The 20,867-nt window shown below is 56.2% G+C and carries 19 protein-coding genes and 2 pseudogenes; 5 read left to right on the top strand and 16 right to left on the bottom strand.

Annotated elements, in window-relative coordinates; translation table 11 throughout:
• Positions 1-20 precede the first annotated feature (20 nt).
• The 6 genes and pseudogenes from ruvB to CH74_RS05710 all read right to left on the bottom strand — a co-directional run.
• Positions 21-1,004: pseudogene (ruvB, locus tag CH74_RS05735) on the bottom strand (Holliday junction branch migration DNA helicase RuvB); the annotation flags it as partial.
• Between the two features lie 8 nt (positions 1,005-1,012).
• Entirely contained in the window at positions 1,013-1,624 is a 612-nt protein-coding gene (gene ruvA / locus CH74_RS05730; RefSeq protein WP_048306521.1) for a Holliday junction branch migration protein RuvA, read from the bottom strand.
• Positions 1,625-1,702: 78 nt separating this feature from the next.
• The gene (gene ruvC / locus CH74_RS05725) at positions 1,703-2,239 is read right to left on the bottom strand and encodes a crossover junction endodeoxyribonuclease RuvC (protein WP_048306520.1); all 537 of its coding nucleotides are present in this window, start codon (positions 2,237-2,239) and stop codon (positions 1,703-1,705) included.
• Between the two features lie 24 nt (positions 2,240-2,263).
• Positions 2,264-3,013 carry a YebC/PmpR family DNA-binding transcriptional regulator gene (locus CH74_RS05720; RefSeq protein ID WP_048306519.1) on the bottom strand — a complete coding sequence of 250 codons (750 nt, stop codon included), beginning with the start codon at positions 3,011-3,013 and terminating at the stop codon, positions 2,264-2,266.
• A 122-nt stretch (positions 3,014-3,135) separates the two neighbouring features.
• A complete protein-coding gene (aspS, locus tag CH74_RS05715) occupies positions 3,136-4,917 on the bottom strand; it encodes an aspartate--tRNA ligase (RefSeq protein WP_048306518.1) in 1,782 nt (593 codons plus the stop codon).
• 74 nt (positions 4,918-4,991) lie between these two features.
• On the bottom strand, positions 4,992-5,303 hold the full coding sequence (locus CH74_RS05710; RefSeq protein ID WP_048306517.1) for an FmdB family zinc ribbon protein: 312 nt from the start codon (positions 5,301-5,303) through the stop codon (positions 4,992-4,994).
• A gap of 165 nt (positions 5,304-5,468) precedes the next feature.
• On the opposite strand from CH74_RS05710, the gene CH74_RS05705 reads away from it, so the two are divergent.
• The 3 genes and pseudogenes from CH74_RS05705 to CH74_RS05695 all read left to right on the top strand — a co-directional run bounded on the left by CH74_RS05705 (position 5,469) and on the right by CH74_RS05695 (position 8,360).
• The gene (locus CH74_RS05705) at positions 5,469-6,401 is read left to right on the top strand and encodes a D-2-hydroxyacid dehydrogenase (RefSeq protein WP_048306516.1); all 933 of its coding nucleotides are present in this window, start codon (positions 5,469-5,471) and stop codon (positions 6,399-6,401) included.
• A gap of 48 nt (positions 6,402-6,449) precedes the next feature.
• Positions 6,450-7,381 (top strand): annotated as a pseudogene (locus tag CH74_RS05700) (ribokinase).
• 37 nt (positions 7,382-7,418) lie between these two features.
• Positions 7,419-8,360, top strand: a complete 942-nt coding sequence (locus tag CH74_RS05695) for a nucleoside hydrolase (RefSeq protein ID WP_048306515.1) — start codon at positions 7,419-7,421, stop codon at positions 8,358-8,360.
• An 18-nt stretch (positions 8,361-8,378) separates the two neighbouring features.
• Here CH74_RS05695 and yccX read toward each other — a convergent pair whose 3' ends face one another.
• Complete coding sequence (gene yccX, locus CH74_RS05690; RefSeq protein ID WP_048306514.1) at positions 8,379-8,651, bottom strand: acylphosphatase; 273 nt, start codon at positions 8,649-8,651, stop codon at positions 8,379-8,381.
• A 144-nt stretch (positions 8,652-8,795) separates the two neighbouring features.
• Here yccX and CH74_RS05685 point away from each other — a divergent pair, with 144 nt between their 5' ends.
• Positions 8,796-9,839, top strand: coding sequence for a Glu/Leu/Phe/Val dehydrogenase (locus CH74_RS05685; protein WP_048306513.1), 1,044 nt, complete (start codon positions 8,796-8,798; stop codon positions 9,837-9,839).
• A 19-nt stretch (positions 9,840-9,858) separates the two neighbouring features.
• Here CH74_RS05685 and CH74_RS05680 read toward each other — a convergent pair whose 3' ends face one another.
• The gene (locus CH74_RS05680) at positions 9,859-10,800 is read right to left on the bottom strand and encodes a YihY/virulence factor BrkB family protein (protein WP_048306512.1); all 942 of its coding nucleotides are present in this window, start codon (positions 10,798-10,800) and stop codon (positions 9,859-9,861) included.
• Positions 10,801-10,849: 49 nt separating this feature from the next.
• A complete protein-coding gene (locus tag CH74_RS05675; RefSeq protein WP_048306511.1) occupies positions 10,850-12,079 on the bottom strand; it encodes an O-antigen ligase in 1,230 nt (409 codons plus the stop codon).
• Between the two features lie 122 nt (positions 12,080-12,201).
• Here CH74_RS05675 and CH74_RS05670 point away from each other — a divergent pair, with 122 nt between their 5' ends.
• The gene (locus CH74_RS05670) at positions 12,202-13,272 is read left to right on the top strand and encodes a bifunctional nicotinamide-nucleotide adenylyltransferase/Nudix hydroxylase (RefSeq protein ID WP_048306510.1); all 1,071 of its coding nucleotides are present in this window, start codon (positions 12,202-12,204) and stop codon (positions 13,270-13,272) included.
• 55 nt (positions 13,273-13,327) lie between these two features.
• Here the strand turns inward: CH74_RS05670 and CH74_RS05665 are convergent, their stop codons facing one another.
• The 7 genes from CH74_RS05665 to CH74_RS05635 all read right to left on the bottom strand — a co-directional run.
• Complete coding sequence (locus tag CH74_RS05665; RefSeq protein ID WP_048306509.1) at positions 13,328-14,245, bottom strand: LysR substrate-binding domain-containing protein; 918 nt, start codon at positions 14,243-14,245, stop codon at positions 13,328-13,330.
• A gap of 105 nt (positions 14,246-14,350) precedes the next feature.
• Entirely contained in the window at positions 14,351-15,769 is a 1,419-nt protein-coding gene (gene cls / locus CH74_RS05660; protein ID WP_048306508.1) for a cardiolipin synthase, read from the bottom strand.
• An 84-nt stretch (positions 15,770-15,853) separates the two neighbouring features.
• On the bottom strand, positions 15,854-17,359 hold the full coding sequence (locus CH74_RS05655; protein WP_048306507.1) for a fumarate hydratase: 1,506 nt from the start codon (positions 17,357-17,359) through the stop codon (positions 15,854-15,856).
• A 125-nt stretch (positions 17,360-17,484) separates the two neighbouring features.
• Positions 17,485-18,186, bottom strand: a complete 702-nt coding sequence (locus CH74_RS05650; RefSeq protein ID WP_048306558.1) for an ABC transporter ATP-binding protein — start codon at positions 18,184-18,186, stop codon at positions 17,485-17,487.
• A 14-nt stretch (positions 18,187-18,200) separates the two neighbouring features.
• Positions 18,201-18,971, bottom strand: coding sequence for a high-affinity branched-chain amino acid ABC transporter ATP-binding protein LivG (livG, locus tag CH74_RS05645; RefSeq protein WP_048306506.1), 771 nt, complete (start codon positions 18,969-18,971; stop codon positions 18,201-18,203).
• Positions 18,964-20,217 (bottom strand): high-affinity branched-chain amino acid ABC transporter permease LivM, encoded by a 1,254-nt coding sequence (gene livM, locus CH74_RS05640; RefSeq protein ID WP_048306505.1) that lies wholly within the window; start codon positions 20,215-20,217, stop codon positions 18,964-18,966. Before livM ends, livG begins: the two co-directional genes overlap by 8 nt.
• On the bottom strand, positions 20,217-20,867 hold a 651-nt coding region (locus CH74_RS05635), incomplete at its 5' end, for a branched-chain amino acid ABC transporter permease (protein WP_048306504.1). The genes livM and CH74_RS05635, both read right to left, overlap by 1 nt.

Here is a 20,867-nt window from a genome sequence, read left to right as displayed (position 1 = left end):
GCTTCGGTGACAGGGATGCCGAAGTGCAAGAAGGCTTGACGTGTCACCATGCGTCCGCGAGCGGTACGCAACATGAACCCCTGCTGGATGAGATAGGGTTCGAGCACGTCCTCGATGGTATCGCGCTCTTCGCTAATGGCCGCCGCCAAAGAATCCACTCCTACGGGGCCACCATCGAATTTTTCGATCATCGTCAACAGCAAGCGGCGGTCCATGTGATCGAGGCCGTGGCTATCCACATGCAGCATGTTGAGCGCTAGATCTGCGATGGGGGCGGTCAGACGCCCATCGCTGCGTACCTGCGCGTAGTCCCGCACGCGGCGTAGCAATCGATTGGCGATGCGCGGCGTGCCCCGGGCGCGTCGCGCAATCTCTGCGGCCCCGCCGGGTTCGGCTTCGATACCAAGTAAACGGGCCGAGCGCGCCACGATCTCGGTAAGCTCGTCGATATCATAGAACTCCAGCCGCTGGACGATACCAAAACGATCTCGCAATGGAGAGGTGAGAAGCCCGGCCCGAGTCGTAGCCCCCACTAAAGTGAACTCCGGGAGATCGAGTTTGATCGAGCGGGCCGCTGGTCCTTCGCCGATGACGATATCCAGCTGGAAATCTTCCATGGCGGGATAAAGCACTTCTTCTACCGCCGCGGGAAGACGATGAATCTCGTCGATGAAGAGCACGTCGCCGGCCTGCAGATTGGTCAGCATCGCCGCAAGATCACCTGCCCGTTCGAGCACCGGGCCTGAGGTCGATTTGATATCGACTCCCATCTCCTCGGCGATGATATTGGCAAGGGTCGTCTTGCCTAGCCCGGGGGGGCCGAACACGAGGGTATGATCGAGACTGTCGCCACGACCACGAGCGGCCGTGATAAAGATATCGAGCTGTTCGCGCACCCGAGGCTGGCCGATATAATCCGCCAGGCGTTTGGGCCGAATGGCATGGTCTACCCGGACTTCGCCTTGTTGAGGCTGAGCGGCGATGAGTCGATCGCTATCGATCATGATGCTGTTTACCCTGCCAGTTTACGGGTGAGTGCGGCCTTGATCAGCGCCTCGGTAGATTGCTTCACGTCCAATCCGGAGAGCATGCGAGCGGCTTCCGTTGGCTTGTAGCCTAAACTGACCAATGCGGCTTCCGCATCCGCAAGCGGATCGCTGGGGCGCATGGATGTCGCCATCTGCTGTGTGTCGTCCAATCCGACTAGCTGCTCGTTGCCCCAGTGGGGGAAGCGATCACGCATCTCGACGATCAGACGCTCCGCAGTCTTTTTGCCGACCCCGGGGAGTCGTGTCAGCGCCTTGACATCGTCATCCATGACACAGCGTATGAACTGATCCTGTTCCATGCCGGAAAGAATTCCCAACGCCAGCTTGGGCCCGACCCCATTGACCTTTATTAGCGCACGAAAAAGCGCTCGTTCCGGTTCACGAAAAAAACCGTAAAGCAGGTGGGCATCCTCGCGTACGGTGAGATGGGTATAAAGCTGCACATTCTCGCCAACACCGGGTAAGGCGACGAGAGTATTCATCGACGCTTCGAGTTCGTAACCGACGCCACCGACATCAATTACCAGCCACGGCGGCTGCTTTTCCAACAGGGTTCCACGCAGGCGTCCAATCATGCCTTCACAATCCTTCAAACGATTGGGGTGTCACTATACTGATAGGCCCCGCGACTGACCAGCACCCCAATTTGCGCGTCATTCCGGGCGATAATCACGCCAGCGCTGCCCCCTTCCCCGCCGACCCCCATAACTACCCTGCTGCACCAGACCGCTGCGTGCATGAGCATGAGTCAACGCAATGGCCAACGCATCCGCTGCGTCGGCCTGGGGCGTGGCGCTCAATGCCAGTATCGCGGTGATCATGTGCTGTACCTGGGTCTTGTCCGCGGCGCCGGTGCCGGTTACGGCTTGTTTGACCTGGCGCGGGCCGTACTCGAACACGGCAATGCCATGATTGGCGGCACACACGATAGCGGTGCCCCGGGCCTGGCCCAGCTTTAGCGCCGAATCCGCATTGCGTGCCATGAATACCTGCTCGATGGCAAACTCCGCCGGACGATACATCGCAATCAATTCAGCCACTCCGGCATAGACCTGGGCAAGTTTTTGAGCCAGATCATCGGCCTTGATACGGATACAGCCACTGGCTATATAGCGCGGGCGGGTCGAAGAAAGATCCAGCACGCCATAGCCTGTGATGCGTGAGCCAGGATCGATGCCGAGCACGATCATGAAAACGCGCTCGATACGGAATAATCATTCGAGTTGTTCAAGAATATCCTCATCAAAATCCGCGTTGGTATAGACATTTTGCACATCGTCCAGATCTTCGAGCATATCGATCAACTTGACGACTTTTTTCGCGATGTCGGCGTCGGCAATGGATGAGTAGGTTTCCGGGTACTTACCGACTTCCGCGCTCTCCGGTTCAAAACCGGCTGCGATCAACGCATCTTTGACCGCAGTGAAATCCTGCGGGGATGAGACCACCTCGATGATGCCATCGTCATGAGTCACGACGTCCTCGGCCCCGGCTTCGAGCGAGGCTTCCATGATGGCTTCTTCACCGCACTCCGCTGGAAAGCTCATGCGCCCTTGGGTGTTGAACAGGAACGCTACTGAACCGGAGGTGCCCAGATTACCGTCCTGCTTGTTGAAGGCGTGGCGCACGTCCGAGGCGGTTCGGTTGCGATTGTCCGTCAGACACTCGACCAGTATGGCGACGCCTGCCGGACCGTAGCCTTCGTAGCTGAGCTCCTCCATGTTGTCCGCGTCGTTGTTGCCCACCCCTCGGTCAATGGCCCGCTGGATGGTGTCCTTGGTCATGTTGCTGGCAAGCGCCTTGTCCATGGCCGTGCGCAGCAGTGGATTGTCATCGGGCTCACCGCCGCCCTGCTGGGCAGCCACGGTCAACTCGCGAATCAACTTGGTGAAGATCTTGCCTTTCTTGGCATCCTGGGCAGCCTTGCGATGCTTGATGTTGGCCCATTTACTGTGACCCGCCATTTGCGATCTCCTTGAAAATTGCACAATGCAAAGACGAAAAAACCGGCGCCACCCATGAAACGGGGCGCCGGTCGTCGATGCAAGCAGGCTATTTAAAACAGTCTGACGCCCTGTAGGTCATGCTACTCGTTATCAGGCGCAGCCTTTTGCTTGTGACGCAGACGGATATGCAGGTCCTTGAGCTGATCTTGGGTCACTTCCCCTGGTGCATCCGTCATCAGACAAGCAGCGCTCTGGGTTTTCGGGAAGGCGATGACTTCGCGAATGGTGCGCGCACCGGTCATCAGCATGACCAGACGATCGAGACCAAACGCAAGCCCGCCATGTGGCGGCGCGCCATACTGCAGCGCGTCCAGCAAGAAGCCGAATTTTTCCTCGGCTTCCTCTTCACCGATGCCGAGAACTTCGAACACCTTGCGCTGCATTACCTGATCGTGAATACGGATCGAACCGCCACCGAGTTCCGTGCCGTTGAGTACCATGTCATAGGCCCGGGAAAGCGCCTTGGCGGGGTTAGCCTTGAGCTCGTCACCGGAACAGGACGGTGCGGTGAACGGATGGTGCAACGCCGATAGACGCCCATTGTCGTCTGCCTCGAACATGGGGAAATCCACGACCCACAGCGGCGCCCATTCCTGGGTATAGAGATTCAGATTCTCTCCCAGCTTGACCCGCAGCGCGCCGATCGCCTCGTTGACGACGTTGATCTTGTCCGCACCGAAGAAGATGATGTCGCCATCCTGGGCGCCGACACGATCGAGCAAGGATTCGACGATACCCTCCATGAACTTGACGATGGGCGACTGCAACCCTTCGAGCCCCTTGGCGCGCTCGTTGACCTTGATCCAGGCCAGTCCCTTGGCGCCATAGATACCGACGAATTTGGTGTACTCGTCAATCTCCTTGCGTGAGAGCGTGGCGCCGCCGGTGACCTTGAGTGCCGCCACGCGGCCATCGTCGGCGTTGGCCGGCCCGGAGAAGACCTTGAAATCGACCCCTTTCATCAAGTCGTCTACATCGATCAGTTCCAGCGGAATACGCAAATCCGGCTTGTCGGAGCCGTAACGACGCATGGCTTCCGCATAGGGCATGCGCGGGAAATCCGGTAGCTCCACCTTGAGCACGTCGGAGAACAACTGACGAATCATGCGCTCGGTGATAAGCATGATGTCGTTTTCGTCGACGAAAGACGCCTCGAGGTCGATCTGGGTGAATTCCGGCTGGCGATCGGCGCGAAGATCCTCGTCCCGGAAGCACTTGGCGATCTGGTAGTAACGATCGAACCCGGACACCATCAGCAACTGCTTGAACAGCTGAGGCGACTGGGGCAGCGCGAAAAAGTGCCCTTCGTGAGTACGACTAGGCACGAGATAGTCCCGCGCCCCTTCCGGTGTGGCCCGGGTCAGGATCGGCGTCTCGATATCCAGAAAGCCTTGGCTTTCAAGATAAGCCCGCACGCTGTGAGAGATACGCGAGCGCAGACGCAGCTTTTCGATCATGTCCGGACGACGCAGATCGATATAGCGGTACTTAAGACGCACCTCTTCACCGACCTTATTGTATTCATCGAGCTGAAACGGCGGCGTGGCCGCAGTGTTGAGCACCTCAACCTGCTTGGCCAGCACTTCGATCATGCCCGTGGGCATGTTGGGATTCTGCGTTCCTTCTGGACGCGAGCGAACACGCCCACGGATACGCAGGACGAACTCGTTGCGCGCGCGATCGGCAGTAGCGAACGCATCCGGGGTGTCGGGATCGACCACGACCTGGGCAATGCCATCGCGATCGCGCAGGTCGAGAAAGATCACGCCCCCATGGTCACGGCGGCGATGGACCCAACCGCAAAGTGTGACCTCCTGATCGATCAGGGACTCGTTCAACTGGCCGCAATAGTGGCTGCGCATGGAAAATCCTGTTCTGTTGCTTTTACGGGTGAAACGTCACCACACGTAGGCGGTGACGTTAGGTCGCCATTGGGTCAGGCGTTGTTCTTGCTATCCTGGGGCTTGGCTTTTTGAGACTTGCTATCCTGAGTATTGCTATCGGTTTTCTTGGACTCAGGCGATTTCGTCGTATCGCTCTTATCACCGGCCAGGTTTTTCTTACCGCCGGATTTGAAATCGGTTTCATACCAACCGCCGCCGGCAAGACGAAAACCGGCAGCAGAGATCAAGCGTGTCAGTGCTTGTTGTTCGCAGTGAGGGCATTGCGTCAACGGCGCGGCATTGATTTTCTGCAATTTTTCCAGGCGCTGGCCACAGGCTTTGCACTGATATTCATAAATAGGCATGGTTCTTAAACTCTCAGAAACAAAACGACCGCAAAGAAAACCGGCGGTACTGGGGAATATGCGGTCTGGCAGCATGCTTTCCAAGGCGCCTTCGAAAGCCGCATATTATAGCGTGCAGCGGCCCCCGACGGGCAAGACCTCCGGTCACATGCAAGGAGTAAAACGATGAAGGCTGTCATTCTGGATGCCGCCACCCTGGGTGACGACATCGATCTGGCTCCCCTGCGCGACGAAGTGGACACGCTTGAGGTTCATGATCTCACGACCCCTGAGCAGTGTCTGGAGCGCCTTGAGGACGCAGAGATCGCCATCGTCAACAAGGTCAAACTGGAGGGCGATCTGCTCTCGTCCCTGCCCCGGCTGAAGCTGATCTGCCTGTTGGCCACCGGCACTAACAACATCGACATGGAAACTGCAAAGCGCCAAGGCATCGAGGTCAAGAACGTCACGGCCTACGGTACCGAAAGCGTTGCGCAACATACCTTGATGCTGATGCTGTGTCTTGCCAATCGATTGCCCTTGTATCAGCGTAATGTGCTTGAAGGTCGCTGGAACCAGGGCCCCTTTTTCTGCCTGCTCGATCATCGCACCCTGGAACTGGCCGGCAAACGCCTGGCCATCGTGGGCAGCGGCGAATTGGGTCAGGCAGTGGCGCGTCTGGCGACGGCATTCGGCATGGAGGTGATTTTCACCGCTCGCCCCGGCAACGAAACCCGGGAAGAAAGGCCCGCACTCACCGATATTGCATCCAGCCTCGATGTGCTCAGCCTGCATTGCCCGCTGACCGAGGATACCCGGCATCTTGTCAATGAGGATCTTTTGGCCCGAATGACGTCAGGTGTCCTGCTTATCAATTGCGCTCGGGGTGGCATCATTGATGAGCATGCGGCACTACAGGCGTTGAGAGAAAATAGAATAGGCGGACTTGGAGTGGATGTATTGCCCGAGGAGCCACCCCGCAACGGGCACTCGTTGCTGAATGCCTTGAGCGAACCGCTCAATCTCATCGTGACGCCGCACAACGCCTGGATAACCCCGGAAGCCCGGGCCAACGTCGTGCGCCTGACCGCAGACAACCTTCGTTCGTTCAAGATATGACGCCAGCTCACGAACCTCTTACTTATCTGATTGCCTGACGGGAAGCTTATGCTCTACAACTACGGCTCGATCAACATCGATCATGTTTATCGGGTGTCTCATCTGGTGCGCCCCGGCGAGACCTTGTCCAGCCGCAGCTATCGACAAGTACTTGGCGGCAAAGGGGCTAATCAGTCGCTTGCGATCGCCCGGGCCGGTGGTCACGTGATGCATTGGGGTTTGCTTGGCCAGGGCGATCACTGGGTGCTCGAGACCCTTTCCAGCGCCGGGGTCGATATCAGCCGGATCGAAGTGACCTTGGAAGCCAGCGGCCATGCGCTGATTCAAGTAGACGATCAGGCGAAAATGCCATCATTGTTCACCCTGGCGCCAATCACGCCTTTACCGATGCGCAACAGGACGGGCTGCTGGCGATTCCTACCGCAGGTGATTGGTTACTTCTGCAAAACGAATGCAACACACTCGATAGACTCATTACCCTGGCGGCGGAACGCGGCTTGCTGGTAGCTTTCAATCCCGCGCCCATGGCAGCGAACGTGCTTCAATTACCCCTTGATCGCTGTCAGCTTCTGTTTCTCAATCGCGGCGAAGCCGCCGATCTGGTCGACGAGCAGGCTCAGGCACCGAGTGAGTGCTTGCTCGATGGCCTCAGACGACGCTTGCCTGACGTAGAAATAGTCCTGACACTGGGCCGCGAGGGAGTGTGCTATCAATACGGCGATACTCGCTTGCAACTTGGAGCGCATCGGGTAGAGACACGCGACACCACCGCTGCCGGAGACACCTTCATCGGTTATTTCATGGCGTCACGCCAGCGCAATGTCGATGTGGAAGATGCACTGCGTCTGGCAAGCACCGCTGCCGCACTTTGTGTGCAACGAGAAGGCGCCGCACCCAGCATTCCGGTTGTCGCCGAAGTCGAGGATGCCATTCGCGAATGGCCGACGCTCGAGCTTGAGCACACTTTGAATCACCGCTAGACATTCACACACGACGTAACAGCACAAGGAAGATTTCATGACCACGCCCATCATTTTCGACACCGATCCTGGCGTCGACGATGCCCAAGCGATTGCCATTGCCCTAGCTCACCCGGACATTGAGCTACTGGGGTTGACCACGACCTACGGCAATGTGGATATCGACACGGCAACCAGCAATGCCCTGCTGCTGTCGGAGCTTGCCGGGCAGCAGATTCCTGTCGCCCAGGGCGCCGCCGCGCCATTGGTCAAGACCAAGCACCCGGCGCCGGCGCATATTCATGGTGCCAATGGACTGGGCGATATCGGGCTTCCTGCGGTTCAGGGCAAGGCCATGGCCTCGAGTGCCGCGCAGTTCATCGTCGAGCAGGTCAATGCTCGTCCCGGCGAAATCACCTTGGTGGCAGTCGGCCCGCTGGGCAATCTGGCAGCGGCGCTGCAACTCGATCCGACGATCATCGGCAAGGTCAAGCAGGTCGTGGTCATGGGCGGATCGATTAAGGAAGGCGGCAACGTCACGCCGGTTGCCGAAGCCAACATGTTCAACGACCCGCACGCTGCGTCTCGCGTGTTGACGGCGGGTTGGCCCCTGACCCTGGTGGGCCTGGACGCCACCCAGCGCTGCGTACTCAGCCCGGCGCACATGGAAAAGATTGCGGCCGGTCAGGGGCGTCTTGGTGAAGTGCTTAAAGGCAGCTACGGTTTCTACAGCGATTTCTATCGCGAGTTTTTAGGTATCGATGGCTGCTGCCCTCACGACAGCTGTGCCCTTGCCTGGTTAATGCGCCCGGAGCTGTTCACCACCGCCCGCGGGCATCTTAGCGTCGCGACCGACGGCTTTGCCGAAGGCCAGACCATCTTTGCGCCGGAAGGCCGCCCATTCCTGGGTGAGCGCTGGTCCCAAACCCCGGTGGTCGAGGTTTGTCTTACTGCTCAAGGCGACAAGGTAGTCGAGTGGATCGTCGAGACCTTAAGCTGATCGACTGTTCACAAGGTATTAGTCAGTCTTAAAGCCCGAATAGTCATGCCAGTCACTACTTTCGATTTGAACCTGGGTCACCTGCGCCGCAGGTGGCCCTTGCCATAGCCACTCGATCAGCTGATCGACCTTCTCTTTTTCACCGCAGACTGTTACCTCGACATCGCCGTTGGTCAGGTTGCTGGCATGCCCGGTAAGACTCAGCTCTTCGGCGCGTTTTTTTACGTCGTAACGAAAGCCCACACCTTGAACCCGACCGCTGACAACGGCCTTGACGCAATATTGGTTCATGCTGCCCCCTCCCTGTGCTGATATGAGCACCATTTTTAGCATCACTGTGATCGATATCCAAAACCGAGAAATCCGGCCTGGTTTGTCTTAGTCTAGTAGCAGGAAGCCTCGAGCTCTCAATCCCTTCAAGCGGAGTAAACAACAATGACTCTCTTCGCCCATCCGGATTTCGATCATCATGAGCAGGTCATTCATGGCCATGATCGGGCCAGCGGTCTGCAGGCGATCATTGCTCTTCATAATACGTATCGCGGCCCGGCGTTAGGCGGACTGCGCATTCACCCCTACCCAACGGAAGAGCGAGCTCTTGCAGACGTGCTACGTCTTGCCCGTGGCATGACCTACAAATCCGCGCTGGCTGATCTGCCCCTGGGCGGCGGCAAGGCGGTCATCATTGCCGATCCCAGACGGCAAAAATCTCCTCAGTTGCTCGAAGCCATGGGCCGACTGATCGACACCCTGGGCGGGCGTTACATCACTGCGGAAGATTCAGGAAGCAACGAACAGGACATGAAGACGATCGCCGCTGTCACCAGGCATGTCTCGGGACTGCGTCGCGATGACTCCGGTGATCCATCGCCGTTCACTGCCTGGGGAGTTTTCAACGCGTTGCGCTGTGCAGTACGCCATGGCCTGGAGCGCGATACTTTGACCGGCCTGCGTGTCGCGATCCAGGGGGTCGGCAGTGTAGGGGCTCATCTTGCCCGTCATCTGCATGCGGCAGGCGCAAAGCTGGTGCTTGCGGATGTGGATACGCAAGCCGTGAAGCACTTAGCCAATGAGCTACACGCCGACGTAATGTCCCCACTCGATATTTTTGATGCCCAGGTGGATATCTTCGCTCCCTGTGCCATGGGCGCCGTGCTGGACAAGCACGTTTGCGAGCGCTTGAAGGCGAGCGTTGTAGTCGGTGCCGCGAATAACCAGCTGGCCATGCCCGAAATGGCGGATCGGCTGCATCAGCGGGGTATTCTTTATACGCCGGATTACGTCGCCAATGCGGGTGGACTCATCGAAGTGGCCTGGCAGCGCCGGAAGGATTATCGACACGACTCGGTCATGGCCCATATCGCGAACATCGAGCGCACGCTCGACGAGATATTCGATCGCGCGAGCCATGAACAGTGCAGTCCCGCGCCAATTGCCGACCGTTTAGCCGAGGAGCGATTTTCTCCTGGGGTTGCCTGATCTTTTTACTTTTTATCTTTTACCTTTTTATTTGCGGCTCGCTCTTATGGGAGCGTTCCCTGGGTAACACTTCCCGTTTGACTCGCACCGCCATGTTGCGGGGCCTTATGGTCTTGCCCTTCTCCTCGAGATGGGCACGGGTCAATGCCGCACCGAACAGCAAGATCAGCGACGAGTAGTAGACCCAAAGCAGAATCAGTACCACCGAACCTGCGGCCCCATAGGTAGAAGCGGTGGCGGTATACGCAAGATAAGCGGCAATACCGAAACGGCCGATTGAGAACAATACCGCCGTAATGACCGCGCCCAGCAACACGTCACGCCAGCTTAGTACCACATCTGGCAACACCTTGAAGATGGTCGCAAAGAAAAAGATGATCGCCAGCAATGATAGAAGCTGCTCCGCACTGCCCAATAACCCTTTGACCCAGGGTAGCCAGCCGCTGGCAAATTGAAATACCGCTTGAACCGCTACCCCGGCAATCAAGGACACTAACAGCACGAAACCGATGCCGAATACCACGGCAAGGGACAAAAGACGACTCTTTAGAAATAGAAGGAGTCCGTTGCGATCCGGGCGTGGCATCACGCCCCAGATGGTATTGAGCGAAAACTGCATTTGTGCAAAGACCGTTGTGGCACCTACCAGCAATGCGCCGAATCCTAACAGGGTTGGGACGATGCCCGAGGTTTCGATACGTGATTGGGCCACGGCGTTTTCAACAGCCTTGGCCGCACCGGGCCCCATTACCTCGGAAAGCTCGGCCACAATCTGTCCTTGGGCTGCGTTTTCACCTAGTACAAGTCCAATGACCGTGACGGCGATGATGATGGTGGGCGCAAGAGAAAAAAGGGTATAGAAAGCCAGGGAACCTGCATAGCTGAAGGCGTTATGGTCCAGCCAGAGTTGAACTGCATTACGAATGATACGAAACCAGCTACCGATCTCTTTTTTTATCACGGTGACTTTCCTTTGCCCTTTCCCTTGAATGAACGTCTATTTCTGCCACTTAGTATATAGATAGCCGCTTTCGTTGGCACAAAGCCACCCATATCACCATCCACCAGAATATGTACATGATGACGCCACTATCGAAAACGAGAAAGGTCTGGGTCAGTCCAAATCCTATATAGGCGATCGGTAGCGCCGTTCCAGCAATCGCCAAGGCGCGCAGTTGAATATCCTGACTGCGCAGATGTCTTGCAAACAGGCATAGCGGCACCAGGTAGAGGGCCAATAGCGTTATCAGGCCCAGCAGACCGCGTTTGAGCCAGGCATCCAGAACGTCGTTGTGAACATGATCGAAGTTCTCCAGGTAGGGATGAATCGTGCCTTCTTCGATCAAGATATCCCGCGCCTGCATATAACCGGTTTTACCCCAACCCACGAGCGGTCGCTCAGGGATTAGAATGCTTGCGCCACGCCACATTTCCAGACGCGCGCCTACCGAATTCGTTGGATCGCCCTCTTCCGCGAACTCCTGGTAACTGCTGAAAATGCGCTGCACACGCTCCTGCACCCCGAGCTGGGGGGTGGCATAAACGACCATTGGAGCAATCAGGAAAAAGGCTGCAAAACCTATCAGCCAGCGTCTGGAGAGATGTCGTCCGTATCCTAGATACAAAACGCCGAGCATGAGAGGAAAGCTCAGCCACCCTCCTCGACTGCCGGAAAGAAAAGAGCCCAGTACGCCGCAAAGTGCGCCTAGCAGCAATAGAGCACACCCTGCCTTTTTGCCAGAGCGCCAATGATTGCCAAGCACCCATCCCAGGCCCGCCAGACAAAAAAAGCCCAGCAACAGACTTAAATTGCCAAATTGGATGGCATCCACGGTCCCGAATCCATCGGCACGTGATCTACCGGCAACGAGCGTCTGCCAGCTCGCCCAGGAGGCGGTGAGAATGCTTCCTATCGCCGCTCCTACCCAGATGGAAGCTGCCTTGGGTGGGAAAGCCAACAACAGCAGCAAGCCAGGAACGGCGAGAAACACGTAGATCGTTCCGGTCATTTCCGTTAACGACGATCCACTTCGCCAAATCTCGGATAAACGAACCAGACCATAAAGCAGTAATACGCCAACAATTGTCCATTCTCTATAACCAAACTCTAAACGAGGGCAGCGCAAAAGTAATACGACACTGCCCAGCGCGAGCAACGTAGGTGCAATGACATAGCCGTAAGGTAAAACCAACGCAACGGCACCTAGCAAAATTACCGCCAAACTCGTGTAGCGACTCATGTATTTCCTCTTGCTCACTGCCTTGTGACAGGCGTCACACCCCACCATAATGACTCGCCAGATCGACTGCCATGAACGACTCGCTAGATTAACAGCAATGGCGCTTGCGCCGGACTCAACCAATGCTCAATTACGATTTCGACTGCCTGGTCTTCATAGGCCGTTTTCAACCCCCTCATCTGGGGCATCTGGCCGTGATGCACGAGGCGTTGAAACGCGCACGCCAGGTCATTGTGCTGAGTGGCTCTGCCTGGCAGGCACGCTCCTTGCGAAACCCTTGGCGTTTTGAGGAGCGCCGGGACATGCTTCGCGGCTGCTTCGATGATCAGGAGAATGAGCGCCTCGAGATCGCCCCTTTACTTGATGCACTTTACAACGACGATGTCTGGGTTCGAGACGTTCAGCGCAAAGTGCGCGATATCGCCCAGCCCGTTCAGGGCAAATTGCCGCGCATCGGCCTGATCGGCGCCAGTCGAGGGCAATCAAGCTATTATCTAAGCCTGTTTCCCCAATGGGAATCCGTTAGTGTGCCCCTGGTGGAAGGCATTTCCGCCAGTCGAATCCGCGAGCGGCTGTTTCGCTCCCATGGCTCGGCATCAGACTATCTCTCTACCGGTGGCGTCCACGATTTGCCTCCGGGTGTACATCGTGCCTTGAACGCCTTTCAGAACACTGCCTTCTATCGTCAGCTGCTTGAAGAGCAGCACCTGCTGGAGCAGTATCGAAGCGCCTGGGCTCAGGCCCCCTATCCGCCTATTTTTGTCACCGTGAATGCAGTGGTGGTTCAATCAGGTCATGTTCTGTTGGTCAAACGCACGGCAGCTCCGGGGAAAGGACTGCTCGCGCTACCTGGCGGTTTCATCAGCCCTCACGAGCGTTTGCTCGATGCCTGTCTACGAGAGCTTCGAGAGCGGGTGCGTTTAAAGGTGCCGGAACCTGTGCTAAAGGGATCCTTGCGCGGCCAGCAGTTGTTCGACGAGCCTCATCGCAGCTGGCGTGGCCGTACCTTGGCGGAAGCATTCTATTTTGCGCTACGCCCCGACCAACAGTTACCGCGCCTAAAACCTGTCAAAGGCGGCGACAGCGCGCGCTGGGTTGCCCTGGCAGATCTCGAGCCCGATACCTTGTTCGAAGATCATTTTTTCATTATCCAGAACTTTTTGGGGTTACCTGCCAGTGGGCTTGGTTCATGACAGTGATAGTCCGACAGCCCTCTATCAGTTTTTGGTAATTGATTCAGTCTTCGGTTCAGGCCTGAAGCAAATCCCGGGGCAGCGTCATCATCTGTTTCCATAACTTTTCAGCACCAGGTTTATGTACCAGCGAGCAACGATAAAGACGCACTTCCAGAGGAATGTCCCACTCCTCGCCGCCGGCACGCACGAAACGACCTGAATCGAGCTCTGCGCGAATACAGAAATCCGGAATCCAGGCCATACCGACGCCTTGCAGCGCCATTCCCTTGAGTCCTTCCGCCATCGCTGTTTCGTAAATCGTCTTGAGGCGTAGGCGCAACGGGTTGTTTTTCAGCAGCATGCGAACGCTGCGTCCAAGAAAAGCGCCCTGCGTATAGGCAAGATAAGGAATAGACTCGGTACCGTTCAAGGGAAAGAGCGGCTGCCCTTGAGCGTCGGGCAAACAGACTGGAATCATCTTGGCATTGCCGATGGAAAAAGAAGGAAATATTTCGCCATCGAGCTGCATGGTGGCGTAAGGATCGTGATAGCCCAGCATGAGGTCGCAATTGCCTTCTCGAAGCACATGGATGGCATCGCCAACGTTCATTGCAACCAGACGTGTGGGTAGCTCTCCTACTCCTTTTTGCAATCGAGAAATCCAGCGGGGATAGAAATCCAATGCCAGGGAATGAGCTGCCACTACATCCAAGGCTTCATTGGCAATCGAAAGACCGCGTAGATGACCCAGGCTTTCGTTGAGCTGCTCGACCAGATTGCGGGCGGTGACAACGAACAACTGACCCTCAGGTGTTAATCCAATGGGTGTCGTGGAACGATCCACCAAAACAGTGCCAACCGCTTGCTCAAGGGCCCGGATGCGTCTGCTGAAAGCTGGCTGAGTAACATGCCGTTGGCGCGCGGAAGCAGAAAAGCTGCGCGTATTGGCCAACGCGACAAAATCTTCCAACCACTTGGTTTCCAGGTTCACCGCCACTCCCTAACTGCCGTTGGTAATACCACCCGGCCAATGATCCCGCCGGCAAAATCAGTAGTTTACTTGAAGGTTAGTTGGCTTACCACGAGTGCTATTCGTTCACTGAACAGGCGACAATAGATAGGCAGCACGTGACATAAGTTTGCGCCATAAAGGCCGTTGCTGTATTTCGTTCAATGTTATTTGTCGGCAGTTGGCAAAATCGTGCTCGAGCATTTCTTTCACTTTACTGGCAAAATTCCGATCAGGAATGAAAGCCGTAATTTCGAAGTTCAAACGAAAAGAACGATTGTCTAAATTTACTGTTCCGACAGCAGAACTATGCTCATCTATTAGCATTACTTTTTGGTGTAGGAATCCAGGTTGATAACGGTATATTTTTACCCCGATTTGAAGCATGTCTGGCAAGAATGAAAAGGCAGACAAAAATACCAGAAGATGATCCGGGCGCTCCGGGATCATCACGCGCACATCAACGCCTCGCAGCGCCGCAAGACGCAGGGCATCCTGCACCCCCCTATCCGGCACAAAGTAAGGACTGGTCACCCAAAAGCGATATTGGGCGTTGTGAATGGCATTTTGTACCAGAAGACTCGCGGTCTCCTGGCTATCCGCTGGTCCCGAGGGAACGATCACCACATCATGACACTCATCGCAAACGATACGAGGCTGCCAATCCAATGCAATGACAGTACCCGTGGCCCAGTGCCAGTCTTCCCAGAACGCTTCCTGCAAACCCAATACACTGGGTCCCGAGAGCTTGACATGTGTATCGCGCCAAGGACCATGACGCGGGTCCTCACCGAGATACTCCAATCCTACGTTGAACCCACCGGTCCAGCCAAACTTGCCATCGGCGACCATTATCTTGCGATGATTGCGAAAATTAAGCTGAAACCGATGGCGTATTCCTCTGGACGAATTGAAGGCGCTGACGTCGGCTCCTGCCTTGCGCAAATCATTCAAATATCCTTCTCCCAAGCGCCGAGATCCCACTTCGTCATATAGAAAATAAACTCGCACACCGTGCTGGAGTCGTTTCTCGAGCCGACGTTTGAGTTCCAACCCTAGACGATCCTGACGAATGATGAAGAACTGAATGAGGATGTAATCTTCAGCCTCCTCGATACCCTTGAAGAGACTTTCAAACGTTTCTTTACCATCGACAAGAAGCTCTGCCCTATTACCGCTGGTCAGGGGCATTTGTGCCAAGTGTTCTATGGCACGCACATTGCCTTTGCGAACATCAACCAAATAGGGGTCAATCAACGGACGGTAGCGCGCCAAAATGCGGCGTAGATTGTTGTCCCGTTCACCACGAGCGGAAACATAACCGTAAAAACGTGGACGGCCGAATATCCAAAAGGCAGGAACGGCCGCATAAGGAAAGGTTATTAGCGTGACGATCCAGGCAACCGCCCCTTGGGAAGTACGGCTTGACATCAGAGCCAGCAACGCTGACAGCACGCCCAGTAGATGTATCAAAAAAATACCCAGGCCGATCAACCAGGCGGTCATTACCTCTCCCTGTTGCGATGTCACGATACGGTCTCAGACCAGGCCCTGGGAATTCCAGGCTGGTGATATAGAAGCGTCATCTTATCAGGCGTGGGTGGCGATGATCTCTTTCCATTTTGCCGGTCCGGTCTGGTGTACGGACTCGCCTTGACTATCGACTGCTACAGTGACGGGCATATCTTCGACCTCGAACTCATAAATCGCTTCCATACCCAAGTCCTCGAAACCGACTACTCGCGCTTTCTTGATCGCTTGAGCAACCAGATAGGCAGCGCCCCCTACCGCCATCAGATAGACCGCCTTGTTGTCACGAATCGCTTCGATGGCCATCGGCCCACGCTCCGCCTTGCCCACCATACCCAGCAACCCAGTTTGCTCGAGCATGGTGCGGGTGAACTTGTCCATTCGGGTAGCAGTAGTGGGACCAGCCGGGCCAACCACCTCATTACCCACTGGGTCCACCGGACCGACGTAATAAATGAAGCGCCCTCGCATATCTACCGGAAGCGACTCGCCCTTGGCCAGCATGTCCACCATGCGCTTATGGGCAGCGTCGCGTCCGGTCAACAACTTGCCTGAAAGCAGCACGGTATCGCCAGGTTGCCAGGTTTGCACGTCTTCATCAGTTACCTCATCAAGATTGACCCGGCGTACGTTATCGCTCACTTCCCAGGCAATTTCCGGCCAGTCCTCGATTTTCGGTACCGGTAATTCAGCGGCGCCACTGCCATCGAGAGTAAAATGCACATGGCGTGTAGCGGCACAATTGGGAATGATCGCGACCGGCTTGTTGGCGGCATGGGTTGGGTAATCCTTGACCTTGATATCCAGCACGGTGGTCAGTCCACCCAGCCCCTGGGCCCCGATGCCGCTCTTGTTAACCTTGTCAAAGAGCTCCAGACGTAGCTCCTCGGCGCGGTTAGAAGCACCGCGAGCCTGCAATTCCTGAATATCAATGGGATCGAGCAGCGATTCCTTGGCAAGCGTCATGGCCTTTTCCGCAGTGCCGCCGATACCGATGCCCAGCATGCCCGGCGGGCACCAACCAGCCCCCATCCTGGGCAATTGTTCGAGCACCCAGTCAATCACGTTGTCCGAGGGATTGAGCATGGCAAACTTGGATTTGGCTTCACTTCCGCCGCCCTTGGCCGCCACATGAATTTCAAGGGTGTCGCCCGGTACCAACTTATGGTGAATAATGGCCGGTGTGTTGTCGCCTGTATTCTTACGCTTGCCATCCGGATCGGCAAGGATTGAAGCGCGTAGAACGTTGTCCGGATGCCGATAGGCACGACGTACCCCTTCATTGATCATGTCGTCCAGACTCATATCCCCTTCCCAGCGCAGGTTCATGCCGATATGAGCAAACACCGTGACGATGCCGGTATCCTGGCAAATGGGTCGATGTCCGGTGGCGCACATGCGTGAGTTGATCAGGATCTGGGCAATGGCGTCTCTGGCTGCTGGATTCTCCTCGCGTTGATACGCCTGATGCATGGCATCAATGAAATCTTTTGGGTGATAGTAGGAAATATACTGCAAGGCATCGGCGACGCTTTGAATCACGTCGTCTTGATGAATCACGGTCATGAATTTAGAGCTCCTGGCGTAAGTCACGGTTTATTGAATGAAATTGTAACCGATTCAAATCGACTTACGCAGTTTCCGGAATTTTATAAGGCTATGCTAGAAAGATAACGGTATAAAAAGGAATGTTAGCCGCCTAGATAGGCACGTCGAACATCATCATTCGCTAGTAGCGCCTGGCCGCTGTCCGCCAATACTACGCGCCCGTGTTCCAGCACATAGCCCCGATCGGCTATCGATAGTGCCTTATGGGCATTCTGTTCGACCAGGAAGATAGTGGTGCCCTCTTCGCGCAATCTGGCAATGATCTCGAAGATCTGCGAAATGATGATCGGCGCCAGGCCAAGCGATGGCTCATCGAGCAATAGCAGGCGCGGTCGGCTCATTAGCGCCCGGGCGATGGCCAGCATCTGCTGCTCGCCCCCGGACATGGTGCCGCCCCGCTGACTGAAACGCTCCTTCAAGCGCGGGAAGAGTGTCAGCACATGTTCGATGCTTTCCGCAATTTCACGCTTGTTGCGGTAGTAACCGCCCATGGCAAGGTTCTCTTCCACCGTCATGCCGGTAAAGATACGCCGCCCTTCCGGCACGACGGACAGCCCCGAGCGCATGATGCGGGAGGTAGGCCAACCCTGGATTTCTTCGCCTTCGAAGCGAATCCTGCCAGAGGTAGGCACCGGATCGCCGCAAATCGACATCAATAGCGTAGTCTTGCCTGCCCCATTGGAGCCTACCAGAGTGACGATTTCACCCTGGTTCACTTCTAGGGAGATCGCATCCAGCGCCTGTATGGGGCCGTAATGTGTCGTAAGGTTGTCGATTTCAAGCATTGGCGTCGTCATGGTCACTCCTCCCCCAGGTAAGCCTTGATCACCTCGGGATTGCGCCGAATTTCATCCGGCGTGCCGTCGGCCAACGGCTTGCCTTGATTGACGACGTAAATGCGATCGGAAATATCCATGACCAAGCTCATGTCGTGCTCGATCAGCAACACCGTGATGCCCTCTTCCTGCTTGAGCCGGACAATCGTGCGGTTCAGATCCCGGGTTTCGTTCGGATTGAGTCCCGCCGCCGGCTCATCTAGCATCAAGAGCCGTGGCTGGGTCACCATGCACCGGGCGATTTCAAGACGTCGCTGCTGCCCATAGGCCAGATTACCGGCTTCTCGATTAGCAAAATCGATCAGTCCTACTCGCTCCAACCAATGGGCGGCTCGCTCCATGATCTCCTGCTCACGACGACGATAGCCTTTGGTGAGCAGCAAGCCCTTGAGTAGGCTGCGCTCCGCCTGCATGTGCTGGGCAACCAGAAGGTTTTCGATGACGGTCATTTCCTTGAACAGCCGCACATTCTGGAACGTGCGTACCATGCCGGCCCGGGCGATCTTGAAGCCAGGCAGACGCTGCATGGGGCGCCCCTTGAAAAGCACCTCGCCACTCGTTGGCCGATAGAAGCCACTGATACAGTTGAAAACCGTGGTCTTGCCGGCACCGTTGGGACCGATCAGCGAGACCACCTCTCCGAGGCGCACCTCCATGCTGACCTGATCTACCGCCAACAAACCACCGAAGCGCATGGAGAGATCGCGTACGCTGAGCAATTCGGATTCAGCCACGTTTCAACTCCATCTGTGGACGCTTAAGGGGTAGCAATCCTTGCGGACGCCATACCATCATCATCACCATGATCAGTCCGAACAACAGCATGCGATATTCGTTGAACTCCCGAGCGATCTCCGGCAGCAGGGTCATGGCGATCGCCGCCAGAATCACCCCCAGCTGAGAGCCCATGCCACCCAGCACGACGATCGCCAGCACGATGGCGGACTCAATGAAGGTGAAAGATTCAGGACTGATGAACCCTTGCCGTGCCGCGAAGAAAGCACCGGCAAACCCCGCGAAGCTAGCGCCGATGGTAAAGGCCGAAAGCTTGATACCGGTAGGATTGAGCCCCAGGGATCGGCAGGCGATGTCGTCTTCTCGCAATGCCTCCCAGGCGCGGCCAATGGGCATGCGCATCAGACGATAGATGACATAGACGGTCGCCAGGGAAAGCAGCAAGGCCAGAATGTAGAGATACATCACTTTGTAGCTGGGATCGTAAGGAATACCGAAGAATTCGTGGAAAGGAATGTTGCCTTCATCGGCGCGGCGAGAGAACTCCAGGTTGAACAAGGTCGGCTTGGGAATGCGAGAAATGCCGTTAGGCCCGCCGGTGAGTTCCGTCCAGTTGTTGAGCAGAATACGAATGATCTCGCCGAACCCCAGCGTCACGATGGCGAGATAGTCGCCTCTCAGCCTGAGCACGGGAAACCCTAGCAAATAGCCGAACAGCGCCGTTACTGCCCCGGCAAGCGGCAACGCTTCCCAAAAAGAGAAGCCGAAGTAATTATTGAGCAAGGCATAGGTGTAAGCGCCCACTGCATAAAAGCCGACGTATCCTAGGTCGAGAAGTCCCGCCAGCCCTACCACCACATTGAGTCCCAGACCCAGCATTACGTAGATCAACGTGAGTGTGGCCAAATCTATCGCGCTACGTTCTGCCAGGAAAGGAAACAGCAACAGCGCACCGATGACTAAAGCGATGATCAAGCGCCGCTGAGCATGATTTCTAAGTAGCGGTGGCAATGAGAAGCGGGATCCGGCCCAGGTTCGATGCCTCAGCGCTTCGATCCTTGGGCGAAAGAGTTGATGAAAAAACACAATGACAACCGCTACACCTAGCCACAGCCAGATCATGGGTCCTTCTATCGCTACAATGGTATTGACGCCCTGAGAGCGTAGTTCGACACCCAGCACCGAGGCGCCCAATAAAAAGGTCAGCCCTGCGGAGAAGCCGGCATACAACAATTGACTCGCCATCAGATCTTCTCCACTTCCGGCTTGCCAAGGATGCCCCAGGGGCGAAATAACAAGATCAGAATCAGCAGGCCGAAGGCCACCACGTCCTTGTACTCGCTAGACAGATATCCTCCGGTGAGGGCTTCGGCAATACCCAGAATCAGACCGCCCAGCATGGCGCCGGGGATGCTGCCAATACCGCCAAGTACCGCCGCTGTGAATGCCTTGAGCCCCGCCAGAAAACCGATGTAAGGGTTGACCACGCCGTAGTACATTCCTAGCAGCAGCCCTGCTACCGCGGCCAAGGCCGCGCCGATGACGAAAGTCATGGAGATGACCAGGTCGGTATTGATCCCCAGCAGGTTGGCCATGCCCCGATCCTGGGAACAGGCACGACAAGCCCGACCGAGACGCGAGCGGGAAATGAAAAGTGCCAGCGCCCCCATGCTGAGCAGCGTGACAACGAAGATGATGACCTGCATGTAGGAGAGATTGACGACGAAACCGTCGCCACCAAATTCCCAGCCTCCGGGCAGCAGATTGGGAATCGCCTTGTCCCGGGAGCCTTGTGCCAAGCGCATGTAGTTCTGCAGGAAAATCGACATGCCGATGGCGGAGATCAACGCGATCAGCCGTTTCGAGCCACGTACCGGACGATAAGCGACCCGCTC

Source organism: Halomonas sp. PR-M31 (assembly GCF_001039575.1).
Lineage (GTDB): Bacteria > Pseudomonadota > Gammaproteobacteria > Pseudomonadales > Halomonadaceae > Modicisalibacter.
Note: the sequence above shows the minus strand (reverse complement) of the source record. Positions and strands in the feature narration are given on the sequence as shown.